Source organism: Bacillus sp. FSL W8-0116 (assembly GCF_038003825.1).
Classification (GTDB): Bacteria; Bacillota; Bacilli; order Bacillales; family DSM-4216; genus Bacillus_O; species Bacillus_O smithii.
Window position 1 is genome coordinate 1,470,623 of sequence record NZ_JBBOPY010000001.1, and the last position, 19,378, is coordinate 1,490,000.

20 protein-coding genes and 1 pseudogene (1 of these 21 only partly in view) are annotated in these 19,378 nt (G+C 40.7%); 2 read left to right on the plus strand and 19 right to left on the minus strand.

The features are described from left to right. Window positions 1-38: 38 nt before the first annotated feature. From N1I86_RS16720 to N1I86_RS06940, 6 genes and pseudogenes are all read right to left on the minus strand, one after another. Window positions 39-161: an amino acid permease C-terminal domain-containing protein gene (locus tag N1I86_RS16720; protein ID WP_445662274.1), complete on the minus strand. Its 123-nt coding sequence runs from the start codon at window positions 159-161 to the stop codon at window positions 39-41. Window positions 162-167: 6 nt separating this feature from the next. Then, window positions 168-1,300: pseudogene (locus N1I86_RS06915) on the minus strand (APC family permease); the annotation flags it as partial. Between the two features lie 8 nt (window positions 1,301-1,308). Further along, window positions 1,309-1,947, minus strand: coding sequence for a molybdopterin-dependent oxidoreductase (locus N1I86_RS06925; protein ID WP_235831252.1), 639 nt, complete (start codon window positions 1,945-1,947; stop codon window positions 1,309-1,311). A gap of 12 nt (window positions 1,948-1,959) precedes the next feature. Next, on the minus strand, window positions 1,960-2,730 hold the full coding sequence (locus N1I86_RS06930) for a formylglycine-generating enzyme family protein (RefSeq protein ID WP_341095644.1): 771 nt from the start codon (window positions 2,728-2,730) through the stop codon (window positions 1,960-1,962). A gap of 15 nt (window positions 2,731-2,745) precedes the next feature. Then, window positions 2,746-3,159, minus strand: coding sequence for a DUF2000 domain-containing protein (locus tag N1I86_RS06935; protein ID WP_003353594.1), 414 nt, complete (start codon window positions 3,157-3,159; stop codon window positions 2,746-2,748). A 17-nt stretch (window positions 3,160-3,176) separates the two neighbouring features. After that, a complete protein-coding gene (locus tag N1I86_RS06940) occupies window positions 3,177-3,821 on the minus strand; it encodes a bacilysin biosynthesis protein BacA (RefSeq protein WP_341095646.1) in 645 nt (214 codons plus the stop codon). 163 nt (window positions 3,822-3,984) lie between these two features. Between N1I86_RS06940 and pdxR the strand changes: the two genes are divergently transcribed. Continuing rightward, complete coding sequence (gene pdxR / locus N1I86_RS06945) at window positions 3,985-5,379, plus strand: MocR-like pyridoxine biosynthesis transcription factor PdxR (RefSeq protein WP_341095648.1); 1,395 nt, start codon at window positions 3,985-3,987, stop codon at window positions 5,377-5,379. A gap of 1,070 nt (window positions 5,380-6,449) precedes the next feature. On the opposite strand, the gene N1I86_RS06950 is transcribed toward pdxR, so the two are convergent. The 10 genes from N1I86_RS06950 to moaC all read right to left on the minus strand — a co-directional run bounded on the left by N1I86_RS06950 (window position 6,450) and on the right by moaC (window position 14,967). Further along, a complete protein-coding gene (locus tag N1I86_RS06950) occupies window positions 6,450-7,676 on the minus strand; it encodes a sensor histidine kinase (RefSeq protein WP_341095650.1) in 1,227 nt (408 codons plus the stop codon). A gap of 15 nt (window positions 7,677-7,691) precedes the next feature. Beyond that, a complete protein-coding gene (locus N1I86_RS06955; protein ID WP_341095653.1) occupies window positions 7,692-8,363 on the minus strand; it encodes a response regulator transcription factor in 672 nt (223 codons plus the stop codon). A 207-nt stretch (window positions 8,364-8,570) separates the two neighbouring features. Beyond that, a complete protein-coding gene (locus N1I86_RS06960) occupies window positions 8,571-9,449 on the minus strand; it encodes an IS982-like element ISGsp1 family transposase (RefSeq protein ID WP_004439648.1) in 879 nt (292 codons plus the stop codon). Window positions 9,450-9,625: 176 nt separating this feature from the next. Further along, window positions 9,626-10,795 (minus strand): ABC transporter permease, encoded by a 1,170-nt coding sequence (locus tag N1I86_RS06965; protein WP_341095656.1) that lies wholly within the window; start codon window positions 10,793-10,795, stop codon window positions 9,626-9,628. Beyond that, window positions 10,773-11,483, minus strand: coding sequence for an ABC transporter ATP-binding protein (locus tag N1I86_RS06970; protein ID WP_003354033.1), 711 nt, complete (start codon window positions 11,481-11,483; stop codon window positions 10,773-10,775). The genes N1I86_RS06965 and N1I86_RS06970 overlap by 23 nt, the downstream gene beginning before the upstream one ends. Window positions 11,484-11,489: 6 nt before the next feature. Next, window positions 11,490-12,413 (minus strand): efflux RND transporter periplasmic adaptor subunit, encoded by a 924-nt coding sequence (locus tag N1I86_RS06975; RefSeq protein ID WP_341095658.1) that lies wholly within the window; start codon window positions 12,411-12,413, stop codon window positions 11,490-11,492. Between the two features lie 370 nt (window positions 12,414-12,783). Continuing rightward, window positions 12,784-13,542, minus strand: a complete 759-nt coding sequence (tatC, locus tag N1I86_RS06980) for a twin-arginine translocase subunit TatC (RefSeq protein WP_003354031.1) — start codon at window positions 13,540-13,542, stop codon at window positions 12,784-12,786. Window positions 13,543-13,559: 17 nt separating this feature from the next. Continuing rightward, on the minus strand, window positions 13,560-13,733 hold the full coding sequence (locus tag N1I86_RS06985) for a twin-arginine translocase TatA/TatE family subunit (RefSeq protein WP_048624142.1): 174 nt from the start codon (window positions 13,731-13,733) through the stop codon (window positions 13,560-13,562). Between the two features lie 23 nt (window positions 13,734-13,756). Then, the gene (locus N1I86_RS06990) at window positions 13,757-14,446 is read right to left on the minus strand and encodes a redox-sensing transcriptional repressor Rex (RefSeq protein WP_003354029.1); all 690 of its coding nucleotides are present in this window, start codon (window positions 14,444-14,446) and stop codon (window positions 13,757-13,759) included. A gap of 26 nt (window positions 14,447-14,472) precedes the next feature. Continuing rightward, the gene (gene moaC, locus N1I86_RS06995; protein WP_048624143.1) at window positions 14,473-14,967 is read right to left on the minus strand and encodes a cyclic pyranopterin monophosphate synthase MoaC; all 495 of its coding nucleotides are present in this window, start codon (window positions 14,965-14,967) and stop codon (window positions 14,473-14,475) included. A gap of 274 nt (window positions 14,968-15,241) precedes the next feature. On the opposite strand from moaC, the gene N1I86_RS07000 reads away from it, so the two are divergent. Next, the gene (locus tag N1I86_RS07000; RefSeq protein WP_341095663.1) at window positions 15,242-17,173 is read left to right on the plus strand and encodes an ABC-F family ATP-binding cassette domain-containing protein; all 1,932 of its coding nucleotides are present in this window, start codon (window positions 15,242-15,244) and stop codon (window positions 17,171-17,173) included. Window positions 17,174-17,731: 558 nt separating this feature from the next. On the opposite strand, the gene tsaD is transcribed toward N1I86_RS07000, so the two are convergent. The 3 genes in view from tsaD to tsaB are tightly spaced (at most 6 nt apart) and all read right to left on the minus strand, a layout consistent with a single transcriptional unit that may run on beyond the window. Beyond that, window positions 17,732-18,751 carry a tRNA (adenosine(37)-N6)-threonylcarbamoyltransferase complex transferase subunit TsaD gene (gene tsaD / locus N1I86_RS07005; protein WP_341095665.1) on the minus strand — a complete coding sequence of 340 codons (1,020 nt, stop codon included), beginning with the start codon at window positions 18,749-18,751 and terminating at the stop codon, window positions 17,732-17,734. Then, complete coding sequence (gene rimI, locus N1I86_RS07010) at window positions 18,751-19,197, minus strand: ribosomal protein S18-alanine N-acetyltransferase (RefSeq protein WP_003354024.1); 447 nt, start codon at window positions 19,195-19,197, stop codon at window positions 18,751-18,753. Before rimI ends, tsaD begins: the two co-directional genes overlap by 1 nt. 6 nt (window positions 19,198-19,203) lie before the next feature. Beyond that, window positions 19,204-19,378, minus strand: the final stretch of a protein-coding gene (tsaB, locus tag N1I86_RS07015; protein WP_003354023.1) for a tRNA (adenosine(37)-N6)-threonylcarbamoyltransferase complex dimerization subunit type 1 TsaB. Its footprint extends 530 nt past the window's final position; 175 of the gene's 705 nt are visible here — the last part of the coding sequence; its start codon lies off the right edge, out of view; its stop codon occupies window positions 19,204-19,206.

Genomic DNA, 19,378 nt, shown 5'->3' on the forward strand with positions numbered 1-19,378 from the left:
TTAATCCCTATCATTAAAAGGTGGGGATTATTTTACGCTTACAAATAGATAGCAAATCCGATTGACAACCATATCAATCCTGAAAAGAAACCGGACCCTCCAACTGGAACGAGTAAACAAATGCTAATAATTAAGGCAAGGGCTGGTAAAAAAGGATACATAGGGACTGAAAACTGATTTGCTCTTTCTTCAACAGATACTTTTCTCCTCGAAATAAAAAAGGCAATCATCGTAAAAATAAACGTAAGGAGATACAAAAAGCCAGTTGCATTAACAGCAATATTGATTGAACTTACAAGGGTAAACATAATTTGTATGCTAACCCCTAACAATATTGCCAAAACTGGAGTCTGAAATCGAGGATGGATAAATCCAAATTTTTTCGGTAATAATCCATTACGACCCATCGCAAAGGCAGTTCTCGAAATCGATATGATAAAAGCATTGGCTGTTGCTGGTAAAGCTATAACAATCACTATACTGACTAAGGTCGGTCCAAAATCCCCTAAAAATTGTTGGCTAGCTAAAGCGACTGGTACTTTTGATAAACCAAGTTCCTGCCAAGGAACAACTCCTGTTGAAACAAATAATAGTCCCGAGTACAGAACAAGTACAATGATAATGGATGATAAAATGGCTTTTGGAATGGTTTTACTCGGATTTTTCATTTCCTCTCCAGCATCCACAATTACATCCCAGCCAACCATGGAAAGAAAACCAACCAATGCGGCAGCAAGTATTCCTTCATAGCCATTAGGGGCAAACGGTGTATATAATGAATAATTCACATGACCAAAACCTAGAGCAAAAAATAAAATAAGTACGATAATTTCAACAACTACAATTCCCACTTGAACGACACCACTAAACTTTATTCCAAGCATATTTAGAAATCCTAAAACAAGAAGAAGAATGACCGCACTCAGTAACGGAGGGGCACCCGTTAAAGAATGAAGATAATTCCCAAATCCTTGGGAAACGAAACTACTTGCTGCAAGCCATGCCCCCAGTATGACCATCCAATTAGAGTTCCAACAAATGATCCCATTGTTTGACTAACATATTCATAGGCACCACCTGCCCTAGGGTATCTTGATGCTAGTTCTGCATAACATAATCCAAGTAAAATCTCTAAGATTGCTGCAATGACAAAAGCAAGCATCACAGCTGGGCCTGCTTTTCCAGTTGCTACACCACTTAGAATAAAAATACCAGCACCTACCATAGCTCCAGTTCCTAGAGAAGTAGCTTCTTTCCACCCTAAATCTCTTTTTAGGCTCATAAAAATACCCCTTTTCATCAATTAAACTAAAATTCCGTGACTTCACCTGGTTTTTCTATAAAACCCCATTTTTTCAAATCTGCAATCCAGTATTTTTTAGGCCTAACTATACCATTGATATCGTATCCCGCACGTCGTTCCCATTCCCCAATTTGATATTCTTCTGTTACTTCCAATTTTGCTAAACCTTTTACATTTTTGTATCCGTACAGCCCAAAATCGAATAATCTTAATGGATATCCTTGTTCCATTGGTAAAGGTTCCCCATCAACCGTATGAACAATCAATGCTCGTCTGGAAAGAGCATCACCTAAAGGAATAGTTGATTCATAGACACCTTTTTCCTTAGTTCCTATACTAGTTTGCTTTAAATAGTATTTTTCAGGATTAGTTACTCCAGCCATTTCTATAACGCTGGATAACAAAATTCCCTTCCATGGACGGCGAATACTCCAATTACAGACACAAACCATTCTTCTACTTTCCTCTACTTGTTGCATTTCTAATAAATCTTGATAGGTAAAAGTTAATTCTTTTTCTACCAATCCAGTAACAGATAGATGCCAAGTATCTAAATCAATAGATTTAGGTGGACCTTCTTGATAATACCGAAGCGAAGATGGCTTTCGGTCTAAATTTGGAGTCTTAAGCATTGGGTAATTCACATTTCTCTCTCCTTAAATAGTATTGATAACACAACGAAAACCAATTAAATTATCTCTAACTGAAACAGGATAGTTGTCTCTTGCTGTACATCTCATGAAATCTTCATTATGTAGTCCGCATCCACCTCTAACTATGTGATAATCTTCTTCTTGCGTAAGATATAATGGATTTACTCTGGTTTCATCCCATTCGTAATTAAGAGAAACATTATCCAAACACCATTCTGCAAAATTCCCCGCCATATCTAAACACCCGAAAAAGGACTTATTCTTTGGAAAAGCATAAACAGAGGTTGAGCTACGGTTCAATTCTTCGGGATCGCAGTCAACAGCAAAGTTTGCATGATCAGAAGTTGGTTCTTCATTTCCCCACGGATATTTTCGTTGATCCGTTCCTTTGCATGCGTACTCCCACTGCGCTTCGGTCGGTAAGGTCTTGCCTACAAACGTAGCAAAGGCCATTGCCTCCCACCAACTGACTCCTGTGACAGGATGGTCGTCTTGATTAAAATGATCATCGTACCAATAATTTGGATATTTAATGTTGTTAGTTTTGATATACTCCCATCCTTTCGGAAGCCAGAAAACAGGGTTTTCATATCCGCCTGCTTCTACAAATACTCGAAATTGTTTATTTGTTACTGGTGTTTTATCAATGGCAAAAGGGTGTAATGTTACGGATTTAACTGGTTGTTCATCCGGCGATTCATTGCTGCCACGAAGAAAAGTCCCCCCTGGAATCACAATCATATTGTCTAACTGATTTTTCACTTGATTCCCCATCTTGGATTCCCCCTATTATCTGAGAAGCCCCATACTTCCAGTTAGTTTATTCACTTTTTTCTTGTCTCCATATAAAGCCAATCCTAAATACTCAAGATCGTTTGTTGATAAGGTCGAAATTTTTTCGATATATTCCTCATAACTTTTTGTTGTCTGTGCCGCATTGGTGAAATCTACAACAAATAAATCAGAAAATTCCTCTGCGTATAACTTGTTCCTTAACTCTTTAATTTTTAGGGAATCACCTTTTAAAATAGGAATAGGTGTAGTAGTTATCCCTACATGAGGATGACCGCTTCCATCCTTTACCGTTGGACCAATAATTCCCTCAATTTCCTTTCCCAAAGTCAGGGCTAATACCGCAGCAGTATTTGAGATTAATCCTGTAGGTAAATCTGCATCAATAACCATTACACATTTCATTTCCATGATTTTTTCCTCCATTGTTAAAGTTTGAACGATACGATTGTTGACTTTTTACCAAAAACGGACCATAACATTAAAATGGTACGGGTCGGCGAAATGAATTCTACGTTATATTTTTGGGCTGCATTGACAGTTGTTAAACAAAGGTCCACTTCACCTTTCTGTAATTTGATAGCAGCTTCGCTTGTTGAATTGACAAATAACACCTCATATTTCATGTCGAAATCGGCTAAGAACCAAGGAAGAAGACAAGAAGGAGCATGATGAGTAGCAATAACCAATGAACGGTTCCTATTCAATTCTTGACAAGGTCTTTTTGCAACTCCGTATAAAGGTGTTTCAAAGACAAATGGAAATAAAAATTGGATATCTTTTGACATGTAAAACTTATCTATTCCCTTGTAGGCATTAGCTACAAGAAGAATATTAGATGTCCCTGAAACTAAGTTTTCATAAGCTTCTTCATAAGTAGGGAAAAGTGAATACTTTCCATGACTGTTTTTTAAGGATGAAAGCAAGTATTGAGCTGATGCCTCACTACTTGTTCCAGAAGGGCCTAGAGTAGCAATTTCAAGTTGTTCTAAAAATACCAGGGATGATAAAAAGTGTTGATTCCAATTTAATAAGGGATGATTTTGCTCCTTTGCTTGGGTTTCAACGATCATTTTGCCCCCGCCCCCGTAACGATTAGGATTATTTTTCATGAATATCCATTATGTGTAATTGTTCTTTCCTTTTATAATTTAGCATGATAAAATGGTAGTTATAAGGACCAATTATTATTGACTTTTATGGTACCAATTTAGATAAAAGGGGAATAAGAATGCTTTGATAACTATTGATCGAAGACTCGATATATCTTTAACACGACAAGTTTACGAACAAATTCGTACACAAATATTAAATGGGGAACTTGCAGCCGGAGAGTGTCTTCCACCTACCCGTGAACTAGCCTCCAATTTAGGTATATCACGGAATGTGGTTGTAGAAGCTTATGAACAATTGCTAGCAGAGGGATACATTGAAGCAAGGCAAGGTTCCGGAACATATGTTGCGGAAGGAGCCTACTTAAGTCAACAAGAGAGAACGGATTATTTATCTTTTTTTGAAATTCAGCACTTGAAAGATGAAAGAAATGATTTTATAGATTTTCGTTCCGGTATCCCCGCTTTAGACATGTTTCCAAGGCATATATGGGGACAAATCGCTAAACGAGTGTGTATAGAAACTCCACATTCCGTATTTGGCTATGGATACCCTGAAGGTAGAATTGAACTGCGTCATATCCTGTCTCGGTATCTAAAGAGAACAAGGGGGGTACATTGTTATCCTGATCAGCTAGTTATTACATCTGGAGCAACACAAGCCTTATCCCTTATAGCAAAACTACTTCTTTCACCAGGGGATGAAGTAATGATTGAAGATCCTATTACACACGAAATTCAAACCATTTTTTCTTCCACTGGGGCAATGCTCCACCCTATACCTGTAGATGAACACGGTATGAAAACGGATTTAATCCCCCCAAATAAAAAACCAAGATTTATTTTTGTGACTCCATCCCATCAGTTTCCTCTTGGGGGAACATTGCCTATTCAGCGTCGAATTCAGTTAATCCAATTTGCCAGAAAAGTTGATTGTTTTATTGTAGAAGACGATTATGACAGTGAATTTCGTTATCAAGGAGCGCCAATTAATTCACTTCAGGGGCTTGATCCAGACAGGGTGATTTATATTGGAACTTTCAGCAAGATATTATCACCTGCCCTAAGGTTGGGGTATTTAGTTCTGCCTCTCTCTTTAACAAAACGTTGTAAAGATTTAAAATGGTTTACGGACCTTCACACCCCCTCATTAGAACAACTTACCCTTGCGCGTTTCATAGATGAAAGACATCTGGAACGCCATATTAGAAAAATGAAAAAAATATATAAAACACGTCGGGATCATTTAAAAAAATGTTTAGTAGAACAGTTTGGTACTAATGTTAAAATTTCAGGTGATTCAACAGGTCTGCATTTGATTGCTGAATTTCAAAATATAGAGTTTTCAAATGAAAAGGTACAGGAAATAATGGTAAAATATAAAGTTAAAATTTACCCAGTAGAACTTCATACGATTCACAAAGGAATGCATCAAAGTAAAATCATTTTAGGATATGGTAATCTAACAATAGAGGAAATAAAAGAAGGTATCAATAGACTAAAACAAGCTCTAATTTAAAAGTTTATATCCATATGAATGTGGTTATTGGACTTTAATACCGGTCAATAAAATATGTCCATAATGTTCACTTATAAAAGTTTGAAATAAAAAGAAATTTAGATAGAAAGATTGAATCTAATGCGTAAAGTATATTCGAACATCCTATTATAGGATGGCTTTTCTTAGTCTTTAGCATTTATTTATTCTTATGGACTTTTATTGAAGCAAACTCTTTTTTATCGGTATTTGTGTTCTAATTGTAGGATTGCTTTCACTATTTTTCTCGAAAAAAACTGTTAATCAGTCAGGAAATTTCCTTTCCCTTTATGATCAGTAAACAAATCGAGTAGGAGGGAGCGATTAACTCCCGTCCTCTCACACCACCGTACGTACGGTTCCGTATACGGCGGTTCAATTAAGATCATTGACGCAAGTCTTTATAACTTCCGTGAATAGCTGTTCTCTTTATGCCAGTGGTCACTCCACCCTCCAAGAGGTCTCCCACGGGATTCACCGCTTCCTCCCTCAAGTGAGGTACTACGTTTTCTGTGTTCATCATGACTCACTGAATACCAAGGGCTATTCTCTCTTAATTGTTCGGTCCTTCTTAGTTGTTCTAGACCAACTAATACTATGACCTCTGCTGACTTCTGACGGTTCAGCTACTTATCACTAAGTAGGTTATGAAGAGTACTTCACCTATCCGCCAGACCTCCCCGGGTAAGTACATGCACTTTCACACCATCTATCCGCCTCATTTACTCGATATGACCTTCGACAGAAAGAGCTTTGTTTTGTTATGCAAACTCACTCCATCATACCTAGCCTTATATGAGGTTCGTGTTCCTCGGACCGGTGTTTTGCCTCCAGCTTCCTTCAGATTCCGCGTCACCACGGACACCCTTGCTCTTGGCTAACCTCTACTTCTGTCTTCGGGGTTCGGGACTTACACCCTATAGTTCATGTACATGCCGGGCGCACATAAAATAGCCTGAGCCCTTATGAATATAAGGCTCAGGCTGCTTAAGTGTCCTTTTTTATTTCCTGTCTGCTTGACAGGGGTCACTTCAAGAAATGCGGGTGTCCCTTCATCTTTTTGATTGTTTTGGAAAGGTCATTTCAAAGCGAGTTCCCTCTCCTAATTGGCTGTCCACTTTTACTTTTCCATTGTGTTTTTCAATAATCCACTTGGCAATGGAAAGTCCCAATCCTGCCCCATCTGACTTCGTCCGTGCTTTATCGCTTTGATAAAAACGATCAAAAATTTTCGGAATCTCTTCTTTGGCAATCCCGATTCCATTATCTTGCACCTCAAGGGTAATGGAAGAAGAAGTTTGACGGCAAGAGATGGAAATGCGTCCCCCTTCTTTAGTATATTTGATCGCATTATCCAATAGGATGACCAGTAATTGATGGATTCGTTCTTTATCCGCAGTAAATAAAATCGGGGATTCTACGTTTATCGTTATTTCCTTCTGTTGATAGGAAGCAATCTCTGAATAAGTATCGGCAATCTCTCTAATCAACTCATCCAATCGAAATGATTGTTTTTTTAATTCTATTTGATTGGAATCTGAGCGTGCCAAGATAAGCAAGTTAGAGACTAATTTGGAAAGTCGTCTACATTCTTTCGCGATTACGGAAATATCCATTATTTTTTCTTCAATGGTCGAGGAAAGAGAATGGAACAATAAATCCGTTTTTGTCTGTATCACTGCTAATGGCGTCCGCAATTCATGAGAAGCGTCCGAAACAAATTGCTGCTGTTTTTGCCATGCTCTTTGAATCGGCACCAGTGCTCGGCCCGCAAGAAAATATCCGGCTGCTACGGCGCACAGTCCTCCGATCACACATCCTGCCACAATGATCAATAAAAGCTTATCTAAAATCTCTTTTTCGGAATTGACACTTCGAAAAATTTGTACCGTAATCTTTCCGAATTCCGTATCCATTTGGAATGCAATCGTTCGGAAATAAAAGTTTTCAATCTTCATATCATACAGTTTGTTCAATTGTTTAGGTTTCTCGATAGGCGTTTGGGTGAAAATGGTTGCGTCGTGACCTAAGTCGATTATTTCTCCTTTTTTATTCCAAAACACGATAAACACACGGGGATCCCGAAAAAAAGGAACGTCCTTTTCCCACGGTCTATCATTATCTGCTTCTCGTTCCGCTATATGCATAAGCGATGCATCCACGTCTTTATATAAACGAGCATGCATGTATGAATAGAGGGCCGTCCCTAATAAGCTAATTAAAACGAAAAAAACAAGAGAATTTAACAGCGTCAATCGAAGATGAGTGCGTTGAAACATCGTTTTCTCTCCTGCCTACTGGTCTGTTAACCTATATCCGACGCCACGAACCGTTTGAATATCTGTGTGATAGCCAAACGGTTCAAGCTTTTTGCGAAGATGATGAATGAATACTTCGACAATGGCAATCGTTGTATCCGAATCAAATCCCCACACCCGATCATAAATTTGTTCTTTTGTTAGAATGGTTCCCTTATTATGGATAAGATACTCTAATAGCTCATATTGTTTCGCCGTTAATTTAATAGGGTGCCCATCTACCATGACATCCTTATCTTTTCCGTACAGCTCAATCCCTCGATAGCAAATAGTCTGTTTGGTTGTAAAACTGCCACTGCGCCGTAATAACGCTCGAATGCGTGCTTTTAGCTCCGAAGCATAAAACGGTTTGACTAAGTAGTCATCTCCGCCAAAATCCAAGCCCTTTACCCGATCCTCGAGAGAATCTTTTGCCGTTAAAAATAAAACAGGTGTATCAATCTCTTCCTTCCGAATTCGTTGCACAATGTCAAAACCATCCATTCCCGGCAGCATGACGTCCAATATAATGGCATCATAAATATTTTGCAAAGCTAAAAATAACCCTTCCTCGCCATCTGTGGCACTATCGATCTCAAACTCATCCGATAAGATGTCAATCATCGATTTCAACAAATCTACATGATCTTCAACTACTAATAATCTCACGGATCTCCCTTCTTTCTCTTACTTCTAATAATAAGACAAAGCGGTCGCCAAAAACGATCGCTTTTTAGAATTTCTTTTTCATTTTTTTCTGCCGCTCGATTGTCAAATTTCTTACGCCATGGAATCTGCCCTTAAAAAGACCAGTCACTTTTTCAAATAAAAAACATTCGCAGGAGATTTTAAGATACCCGTGGTGCTAGTTGAGTGTCAGCGCTCAACCAGCCCTAGTGTGACCAAGGAATAAGCCAACAAGATGCCATCGAGTGCCACTTCAAACCCGGCCATGGAATTCGCTCGAATGTCGGTGATCCGGTATTGGTCTACGAGAATCGAAAACACCGTCTCGATGACTTTGCGTTTTTTCCTGATCCATTCTTCCCATGCCTTGGATGGGCCGTGCTTTTGATTGTGTCGAGACGGTGTCCAGAACGCGGCTTGGTGTTCTTCGTACAGCTTTTCTCGAAGAGCGTGGCTGATGTACCCTTTGTCCCCAAAGTTGTAGGGATGAGGGATTTGAGTCATCACCGTTTCAGCGGCTTTGACGTCGTGGCAGGACGCTTCCGTCACGACATAGCCCATGGCCAGCCCTTGATTGGTCACTTGAAGATGCAGCTTGAAACCGTAGTACCATTGCTTTTTGGAAGCACAATACCCCATATCCGCGATCCCTCGAAACCGCTTGACGCGCTGCATTCTTGCGGGATGGCACAACGGAAGAGGCAAGCTGTCGACGACCGCATAAGCATGGTGTTGGCCACGTTTCGCCAGCTCATGACGGATCCATTTGATGGCGAAACCAAGCGCCCGGCAGCGGCGGTTGTATCGGGAGCGTTCAAGAAACGAGCCGTTTGTGAACAAATTTCCCGTGACAAAACGATGCCAGGCTCGTTCGGAAGAAAAGCCCAGCAGCTTCCCCAAAAGGTGAACCGCCATGACCACTTCGTCTTCTTGCTTGACCAAGTGACGGTTGCGGCGATGAAGATACATTTGAATCAACGACAGTTGGGCAGAAACAAAACAGAAAATAGCGGCATATTGTTTTTGAAGTTTGGCTGGATCTGTAGTAAAATGAAAGTGCTCTTGCATGGGGGATCTCTCCTTTCGAATGTTGGGTGACACTTTCATTCTACTGGAGATCCGCCAGCAAGGGCTATTTTTATGCTTGTCTGAGTTTTATCTAGCACCACGGGTTTTAAGATATCTATTGTTCTTAAAACTTGCGTTTCCCCAATTCCGTATGCAGCATATGGCGCACTTTTACTTTACTCATATCTTAGAGCTTGAATCGGGTCCAGTTTTGCTGCTTTGTTAGCAGGAAATACGCCAAACACCACTCCAATGAATAGAGAAAATAAAAAGGCAACCATACAAACAGAGACAGAATAAGAAACAGACAGTCCGATCGTAGCTGCAAGCCCCTTTCCAATGACCAATCCAAATCCCACTCCAATCGCACCTCCTAGAGCGCTTAGCACAACAGCTTCAATCAAAAACTGCATTAAAATATCTCTTCTCTTCGCTCCAATCGCTTTTCGAATTCCTATTTCTTTTGTTCGCTCTGAAACAGACACAAGCATAATATTCATAATCCCAATTCCACCAACTAAAAGGGAAATTCCTGCGATTCCGCCCAGCATCATCGTCATCGTATTGTTAACCGAACTCATCGTTTCCATTAAATCTTGTTGGTTAAAGACGCTGTAGCTATCTTGATCATTGGGGAATAGACGTGCTAATGTTCTTTTTAATTGCGCCATAACAAACGGGACTTCACTTGCATCTTTTCCTTGAACATATACTGTCTGAATACTTGTGTTTTTAACCAATCGCTGGGCTGTCGAAAGCGGCATTATGATCACATCATCACCGCTTTGTCCAAACGAACTGCCTTTTGAAGCCAGAACTCCAATTACTTTGAACGATGTGCCCTCCACTTGTATATATTTTCCGACCGGATTATCAAAACCAAATAATGTTTGCGCTGTGTCAGATCCTAAAATCACCACTTTTTGCCGATACTCTACATCGATATCAGATAAAAAGCGACCTTGGCTGACTTGTGCATTGCGTACGGTTTGATACGAAGAGCTCGTTCCCAATAAAGAAACTTGTGTCGAAGTCGTACCATTTTTTACATAGACCCGTCCGGAAACAACGGGAGCAATTTCTTTTACGCCTGTAATATCGCGAAACTTTTCGATATCATCCATTTTCAATTGAACACGATCCGAATCCATCACATTCACTGTTAATAAATTGCTCCCTAACTGGTTCATCTGACTGGCCACTTCTTTACTCGAACCTTGACCTATTGAGATCAAAACAATAACAGAAGAGACGCCGATAATAATGCCAAGCATCGTTAAAAAGGAGCGAAGCTTATTGCCTTGAATGCTGCGGAAAGCCATTTTAATGGATGGAATAATTGCCAACAAAATCACCTCTTTCCTCAAACAGCTGCCCGTCTTGAATGCGAACAATTCTCTTTGCTTCGTTAGCCACTTCCCAATCGTGTGTAATGAGAAGAATCGTATGTCCTTGCTCATTTAATTGTTTCATCAATTGAATGATTTCCTTGCTTGTCTTGCTGTCGAGAGCCCCTGTCGGCTCGTCGGCAAGCAAAATCGGCGGGGTGCCGACAAGAGCCCGTGCAATGGCCACCCGTTGCTGCTGTCCGCCAGAAAGCTGGTTGGGCAAATGACGGGCTCGATCTTTTAATCCCACTTTCTCTAAGTATTCATAAGCGATTTTTTGTCGTTCCTTTGTCTTTACTCCTCGATATAATAAAGGCAGTTCTACATTCTCTAACGCCGTTAATTTTGCCAGTAAATGAAAATTTTGAAAAACGAATCCTATCTTTTCATTTCGAACAGTTGCCAGTTCACTGTCTATCATTTTATCTATTTCTTTTCCATCGAGGATATAACGACCTTCATCAGGACGATCGAGGCAGCCAATGATATTCATCAATGTTGATTTCCCGGAACCGGAAGGACCGACAATCGCAAGAAAATCTCCTTTTCCAATTTGGAGAGAGACCCCCCGCAGGGCATGAACTACTTCTCCCCCAAGCGAATATGATTTCGTTATATTTTCCATTCGAATAATCGGTTCAGTCATCATCGATCATCTCCCTCTGTTAAATCCGCGATTCATGCCGCCAAATCCACCCATATCAGACATTCCGCCCATCATTCTTCTGCCGCTCATTTGTTCATTGCTCGAAGACGATGCAGATACTCTCGGCAGCTGGACAACCTCACCTTCTGTTAAACCATCTTTGATTTCTACATAATCTTCATTGCTTATTCCCGTTTTCACGGTTTGCCGCGCGACAGAGCCATCTCCCTTTTCAACCACTACATACTTTTCGTTATTGATTGAGTGTACTGCTTCAATCGGCACATAGAGAGCATTGTCTTTGCTTTGCACTAAAATACTGACTTCGGTTGTCATTCCCACTTTTACATTCGTTGGTTTATTCATATGAACCGTCACATCAAATGTCGAGACTCCATTGGATACCGTCCCTTCATTGGCAACCGCTGTCACTTTCCCCGTATAGGTTGTATCAGGGAAGGCATTGACCTTTATACTGGCCGTTTGCCCCCCTTTTACTTTTGGAATATCTAATTCATCAATTTGCACCGTTGTTTGCAAATCATCATAATTGGTAATGTGAGCAATGACTTGGCCTTTCGATACACGATCTCCATCCGAAACGCCAATCGATGTAACGGTTCCGTCTGCCGGTGCAGTAATATCACTGCCGTCCGTAAATGTAGCCAACTCTTGTCCTTCCTTTACTTTCTCTCCTTTAGAAACAAGCACTTCGTCTACTTCGTTGTTGGAAGCAGCTTTGACATCCGTACTCGTAACAGGTTGAACAGTCCCAGAACCACTCACCTTCACTTGCAATTTTCCTTTTTGTACAGAAGCGGTTTGAACCTGTGCCATTGTCGGCTTTTCTTTTCCTTTGGCAAAAAACCATCCACCTATTCCAATAACGACAATCACAATCCCAAAAAGGATCCACCATTTTTTCAACATCCCTGCTCCTTTCTTATCCATTGGTCATTTGGATAAGCCTAGTATGCGGGTCCTTTCTTAATTTTTTCTTAAAAAAACCTAACCGAAATCGGCTAGGTTTTCGTCACCACTTCTCGTTTAGAAAGCCTTCTTTGTTTCACAAAAAAGAAATCGCTTTCATTTTTTTCGTAAACACCCTCCTCGCGCCAAAACTAAAATCCTCTGCTTGAGCAGAGGATTCGTTTTTATTTTTCTCTTAGTATATTCTTTTAGTATATACTGGATATGTTTTTTGAACAGACTATCAAGCAGATTATTGAACGTTTCACGTAATCAATATGAGATATATCTTCCACTGAAACTCGAGCAGCCTTTCTCTCGGATCGTGATATTAATTTTCATTCACGATTTCTTCGCTTCTTTGCCTTTCTAATCTCTGCATTTTTTTATAGGACATCCGCGAAATCCAAATGCTCACTTCGTATAAAAAACAAAGAGGAATGGTCACAATGAGCTGTGACATCACATCCGGCGGCGTAATAATTCCCGCGATGACAAGCAGGACAAAATAGGCGTAACGACGTATTTTGGCCAAAAACTTGGGTGTAACGATGCCAAGCCGGGTTAAAAACATGACCACGATAGGCAATTCAAACAAAATCCCAAAGGGAATAGTGAGTTGGAACAAAAAGTGAAAATATTCGTTAATTCCAATGACTTGATGAATCCCCAGTTTTTCAGATAAGTTTGTCATAAAACGAAGCACAAACGGAAAAAGAACAAAATAGGAAAAAGCAACGCCGAGAAGAAATAACAATACCGTAGCCGGAATATAACTTAACGTGACTTTTCTCTCTTTTTCATATAACCCGGGACTGATAAAGGCCCAAAGCTGGTAAAGAAGAACTGGGGAAGTTAAGATGCATGCGATCACAAAGGACATTTGAAAATAAACTTTCATAGGATCCGTAATGCGAAATGCATTCATCGTCAACTCTTTCGCCAGATCGGCATGCTGCAGAAATTTAATCATCGGCTCCGCTGTAAATAGACCCACAATTACAGCGATCACAAAGAAAACGATCACAATGATGAGACGTTTTCTTAATTCCATGATATGTTCCAGTACCGTCATGTCTTTTCGATTCATGATCGCTCATCCTATCATTACTTGTCGTCGTTCTTTTTCATTTTTTCATCGTCTGCTAAGCCTTTAGTTGCTTGTTTAAATTCACGCAATGTATCCCCGGCTGCTTTCCCCAACTGAGGGAGTTTCTTCGGTCCAAAGATTAATAAAGCTGCGATCGCAGTCAAAATAAGGCTGCCCGGTCCCATTCCCAATGTATTCCACCTCTTTCATTTTATCATAAATGATGTAAATCCTTTTTTCTATCGAGTTTCTCTTCCACTTCTTCCTCTTCAGGATAATTTTTCAGAAAATATACTAATGATTGCAATTCAACTGCTAAATCGATATGGTGGACTCGAATGGAAGGAGGAACGGATATTCTTGCCGGCGTAAAATTTAAAATTCCACTGATGTTCACTTTTATTAGACGGTCTGTAATACTTTGGGCGGCCGAAGCCGGAACGGTTAAAATGGCTACCGGAACATTCTCGCCCATCAATCGCTCCTCCAATTCAGCTAAATCATATACCACTACATCGCCAACTTTTTTGCCAATTTTATTTTTGTCGATATCAAACGCCCATTCGATTCTCGTATTGTTGTTTTTCATAAAGTTATAATTTAAAAACGCTGTGCCTAAATTCCCCACGCCAATCAGTGCGACGCTTGTCACTTCATCTTGGTCAAGCGTTTTTCGGAAAAACGACAATAAATAGCTGACATTATATCCGTAGCCTTTTTTCCCTAAGGCGCCAAAATAGGAAAAATCACGGCGGATCGTGGCGGAATCCACTTTGACCGCCTCACTTAATTCTGCTGAAGATACTCGTTCTTTCCCTGAGGCGTACAGATTCTGCAAAAATCGGTAATAAAGAGGCAGACGTTTAGCCGTCGCTTGTGGAATTTTCATGGCTTCTTGACTCATACTCATTCCTCCACAACTTCCAAAAACTATGAATGATGATCTCTGTTATAGTCCGGACTGGAGACACCGCCCGTTTTTTCGAGCAAGTAGGTCGGTCCGATGACCATCCCTTTATCTACGGCTTTGCACATGTCATAAACGGTAAGAGCCGCAACAGAAGCGGCTGTCAACGCTTCCATTTCTACACCTGTATTTCCTACGGTCTTTACTTTAGCCAAAATTTTCAAAGTAAATTTCTCGTTGTATGTCTCCCACGAAAAGGAAATATCGATCCCCTTAATGGGAATGGGATGGCACATTGGAATGATATCCCATGTTTTCTTTGCCGCCATAATTCCGGCCACTTGTGCTACGGCCAACACATCCCCTTTTTGAATCCGGTCATTTTGTATGGCTTCATAAATTTCTTCATTTACTTGGATGCTTGAACAGGCGGCGGCTGTACGGACTGTTTCTGGTTTATGGCTGACATCAACCATTTTAGCCCTTCCCTGTTCGTTAAAATGAGTAAATTTCGACACGATGAATGCCTCCCCATTATGATACACTATTTTTTTGCGAATGTCTGTGTATAATGTGGACATCGATCTAAAACGTATGTCCAGCGGATGGAAGATCGTCGTCAATTCATGCTTCGTTGTGGCTTCCTGCCGGCAGCTTGACTTAACGACCGAAGAGATTGCTTCGATTTCCCGTTCTTTCCGTCTCACACTTCCCCCGTTCTGTTTCTTTCCATTGCCCATTTAAGGAGCTATAAGGTACACTTACACTATAGCAATTGAGGTGAATAAAACAATGATTCTACTGCAAGTTCTTCAACTCACAAAATATTATGGTTCTGAACTTATTTTATCGAATATTAAACTGGAAATACAATCACGTGACCGGATTGCTTTAGTAGGGCGAAACGGAGCAGGCAAATCTACGCTTCTGAAAATCATCGCAGACCAATTATCATATGATTCCGGCGAAATCATCAAGCCAAAGGATGTGACGATCGGCTATCTTGCTCAAGATACCGGCTTGGAATCGGATTTGACAATTTGGAATGAAATGCTGTCCGTTTTTGGCCCACTGCGGGAGATGGAAAAGAAACTGAGAGATTTGGAAAATCAAATGGCCGATCCGACCGTTTATAACGATCCGGAAAAATTTAAGAAAATCGTGAAAGAATATGACCAATTGCAAATTCAATTTAAAGAACAAGGCGGCTATCAGTATGAAGCCGATATTCGTTCCGTTTTGCACGGTCTTCATTTTCAAGACTATGATTATGAAACCAAAATTTCCTCATTAAGCGGAGGTCAAAAAACAAGGTTGGCCCTCGGGAAACTTTTGCTCTCCAAACCGGATCTTCTCATATTGGACGAGCCGACCAACCATCTAGATATTGAAACTTTAACATGGCTGGAACAATATTTGCAAAATTATCCGGGAGCCATTCTGATTGTATCCCATGACCGCTATTTTCTTGATAAAGTAGTGACCCAAGTATACGAAATTTCCCGGCATAAGGCTAGAAAATATTATGGAAACTACAGTGATTACTTGATTCAAAAAGCAGAGCAATATGAACGGGAAATGAAACAATACGAAAAGCAGCAAGAGGAGATTGAAAAGCTCCAAGACTTCATCCAAAGAAATATCGCTCGCGCTTCGACGACAAAAAGAGCGCAGAGTCGAAGAAAACGACTGGAAAAAATGGAGCTGATGGAAAAGCCTGCAGGGGATGAAAAATCGGCTCAATTTTCGTTTGAAATTGCAAAGCAAAGCGGCAATGAAGTGATGCGCGTTAAAGACTTAGCCATTGGATACGGCCGCGGTCCTGTGAGTGAAAATATCCATTTGAACATAACCCGCGGGGAAAGCATTGCGCTTGTCGGACCGAACGGGGTCGGAAAAACCACTCTATTAAAAACGATTATTGGGCTTCTGCAGCCGATCAAAGGATCTGTTCAATTCGGCACCAATGTCGAAATCGGCTATTATGATCAGGAACAAGCCAATTTAACTTCAAATAAAACCGTCCTTCATGAACTGTGGGATGATTTTCCTAATTACAATGAAAAAGAAATTCGGACCGTTTTAGGGAATTTTCTCTTTTCAGGCGATCACGTTTTGAAAACCGTCTCCTCTTTAAGCGGCGGGGAAAAGGCGCGGCTGGCCCTTGCCAAACTCATGATGAAGAAAGCCAATTTCTTAATTCTCGATGAGCCGACGAACCATCTTGACCTTGACAGCAGAGAAGTACTCGAAAACGCTTTGATCGATTATCCGGGAACATTATTGTTCGTATCCCATGACCGCTATTTTATCAACCGAATTGCCACTAAAGTGATTGAACTTTCTCCTAACGGAACCACTGAATATTTGGGAGACTACGATTACTATGTAAACAAAAAACAAGAACAGCTGGAATTATCGCTTTTGGAACAACAAGAAAATCGCCGTACCTCTGATGACGACACAACCGCTTCGAAAAACACGTTTGCACTGGATAAAGAAGCGAAAAAAGCGGAGAGAAAAAAAAGAAGACGAATTGAAGAAATTGAACAAACGATTGAACAAAAAGAAACGCTCCTTTCAGAAAAAGAAGCACTGCTCGTTCAGCCAGACATATTTCAAGATTATGAAAAGGCACATGCCATCAATCAGGAAATCGAACAGCTGAAAGCAGAAATTGATCAGCTTATGGAGGAATGGACGGAATTGCAGGAAAGTTTATAGTTCTCATTGTTCGGACATCCTGTATTCTCTATGAAAAAAGAGGCTGTAGCATCATTGCTTACAGCCTCTTTAGATTTTTACACCATAAATGAAAATCCTCTTATACACGATTTTTCCACACCGTTATTTCCGATATTTTATCAACAAAAAAATCGCTGCCAAGACGGATTGATGCCATCCTAATTATCCACAAAATAAATCACATTATTGTCATTGAAACAACCGCAAAAGTCACATTTTTCCACATTATCCACAGACTTATTGACAACATTCCAAATTTATCCTCGAAATTTATCCACATTTAAAAAAAGTTTTTAACATAACGTACTTTGTTTTCCACATATTATCCACATGTTATGAACAATAGTGATTCCTGACGATTCTATTTTCCACAGCTTTTCACCAAAAAGCCCTTCCACGATTCTCACCGGAAGACAAAAAAACCGGCAGCGCCCTTCTGCCGGCCGAAAAACGTCACTATTCATCTCGATTAGAAACAGAACTATTTTCTAAAGATGGATCCCCGGAAAAATCCTTTTTTCACATCTAAGAATGAGATTAAACGTGATCCAGTTCCAATCCGGGATAGGCGTTCATGTTATAGCCGTCTCGTTTTCCTTTTTCGTAAAAAATGGTCCCTGCAGCCGCAATCATGGCTGCATTATCCGTACATAGCGATAAAGGCGGTATGACTAACTCTACATCCTTCAATTCTTCCATTTTCTTTTGCAATTCGCTGCGCAATCCACGATTTGCTGCCACGCCCCCGGCAAGTAAAACTTGTTTTACTTGAAATTGTTTGGCGGCTCTCACTGTTTTTTCAGTCAATACTTCTACCACACTCGCCTGAAAACTTGCAGCCACATCTTCAGGGCGATACTGTTCCCCTCTTTGCTCCGCATTATGCAAAGTATTAATGACTGCTGATTTTAATCCGCTAAAACTAAAATCATAGGATCCGTCTTCCAGCCAAGCCCTCGGAAAATCGATCAATGCTTTTCCTTCATGCGCAAGACGGTCAATGACCGGCCCTCCGGGATAGGTTAGATTCAATGTTCTGGCTACCTTGTCATAAGCCTCTCCGGCCGCGTCATCTCTTGTTTCCCCAATCACTTCGAATGTTCCGTGCTCTCTCATCAGCACTAATTCCGTATGGCCGCCTGAAACTACCAGCGCTATCAACGGAAAGCGCATATCCGTTACGAGCCGATTAGCATAAATATGGCCCGCAATATGATGCACACCGACAAGAGGGATTTGATGAGCAAAGGCAAGCGCTTTTGCCGCATTGACGCCAATGAGCAGCGCCCCGACAAGACCGGGTCCTTTCGTCACCGCAATCGCGTCTAATTGAGAAAAATCTAGACCGGCTTCCTTCATCGCTTCTTCAATGACAATCGTGATTTGTTCCACATGATGGCGTGATGCGATTTCCGGGACAACGCCCCCAAATCGTTTATGACTCTCTATTTGAGACGCCACTTTGTTAGAGAGAATTTCCTTGCCATTTTTGACAACGGAAGCAGCCGTTTCATCACAGCTTGTTTCAATTCCTAAAATGTACATATCCTTTTCCATTATAAGTTCACCCACATTATCAAAGCATCTTCTTGATTATCCGTATAGTACCCTTTACGGATACCTCCTTTTTGAAACCCTAATTTTTTGTAAAGAGACTGAGCTGGCATATTGCTTACCCTAACCTCTAATGTCATCGTTTTCGCCCCAAGCTCCCTTGCCAACTCCATCATTTTACTCAGCAAAGCTTCGCCAAATCCTCTTCCTCGATATTGAGGCAAAACGGCAATGTTCGTGACATGAGCTTCATCCAAAATAATCCAAGAACCACAGTACCCGGCTACCTTGTCATTGACCACTACCACAAGATAATGGGCAAAATGGTTTTGTTCCAGTTCATAATAAAACGATTCTTTCGTCCAAGGAAGGGTGAAACTCGAATGTTCTACCTCCATCACTTCATCAATATCTTCGATTCTCATAAATCGATATTGTATGCGTTCCATTGATCTTCAGCCCTCTTCATGTTCCTTTTGCTTTTCAAGCCATTTTGCCTCCGCTTCAGCCAAACGAATATAATTCGGGACAAATGAGTGCAAGTCTTCTTCCGGCATGTTCATGCCCATTTTGGCAAGCTCTCCCGGACGAGGGTTGTGAAGAGTGTCCGGCGCAAAATCGGCTTGATCT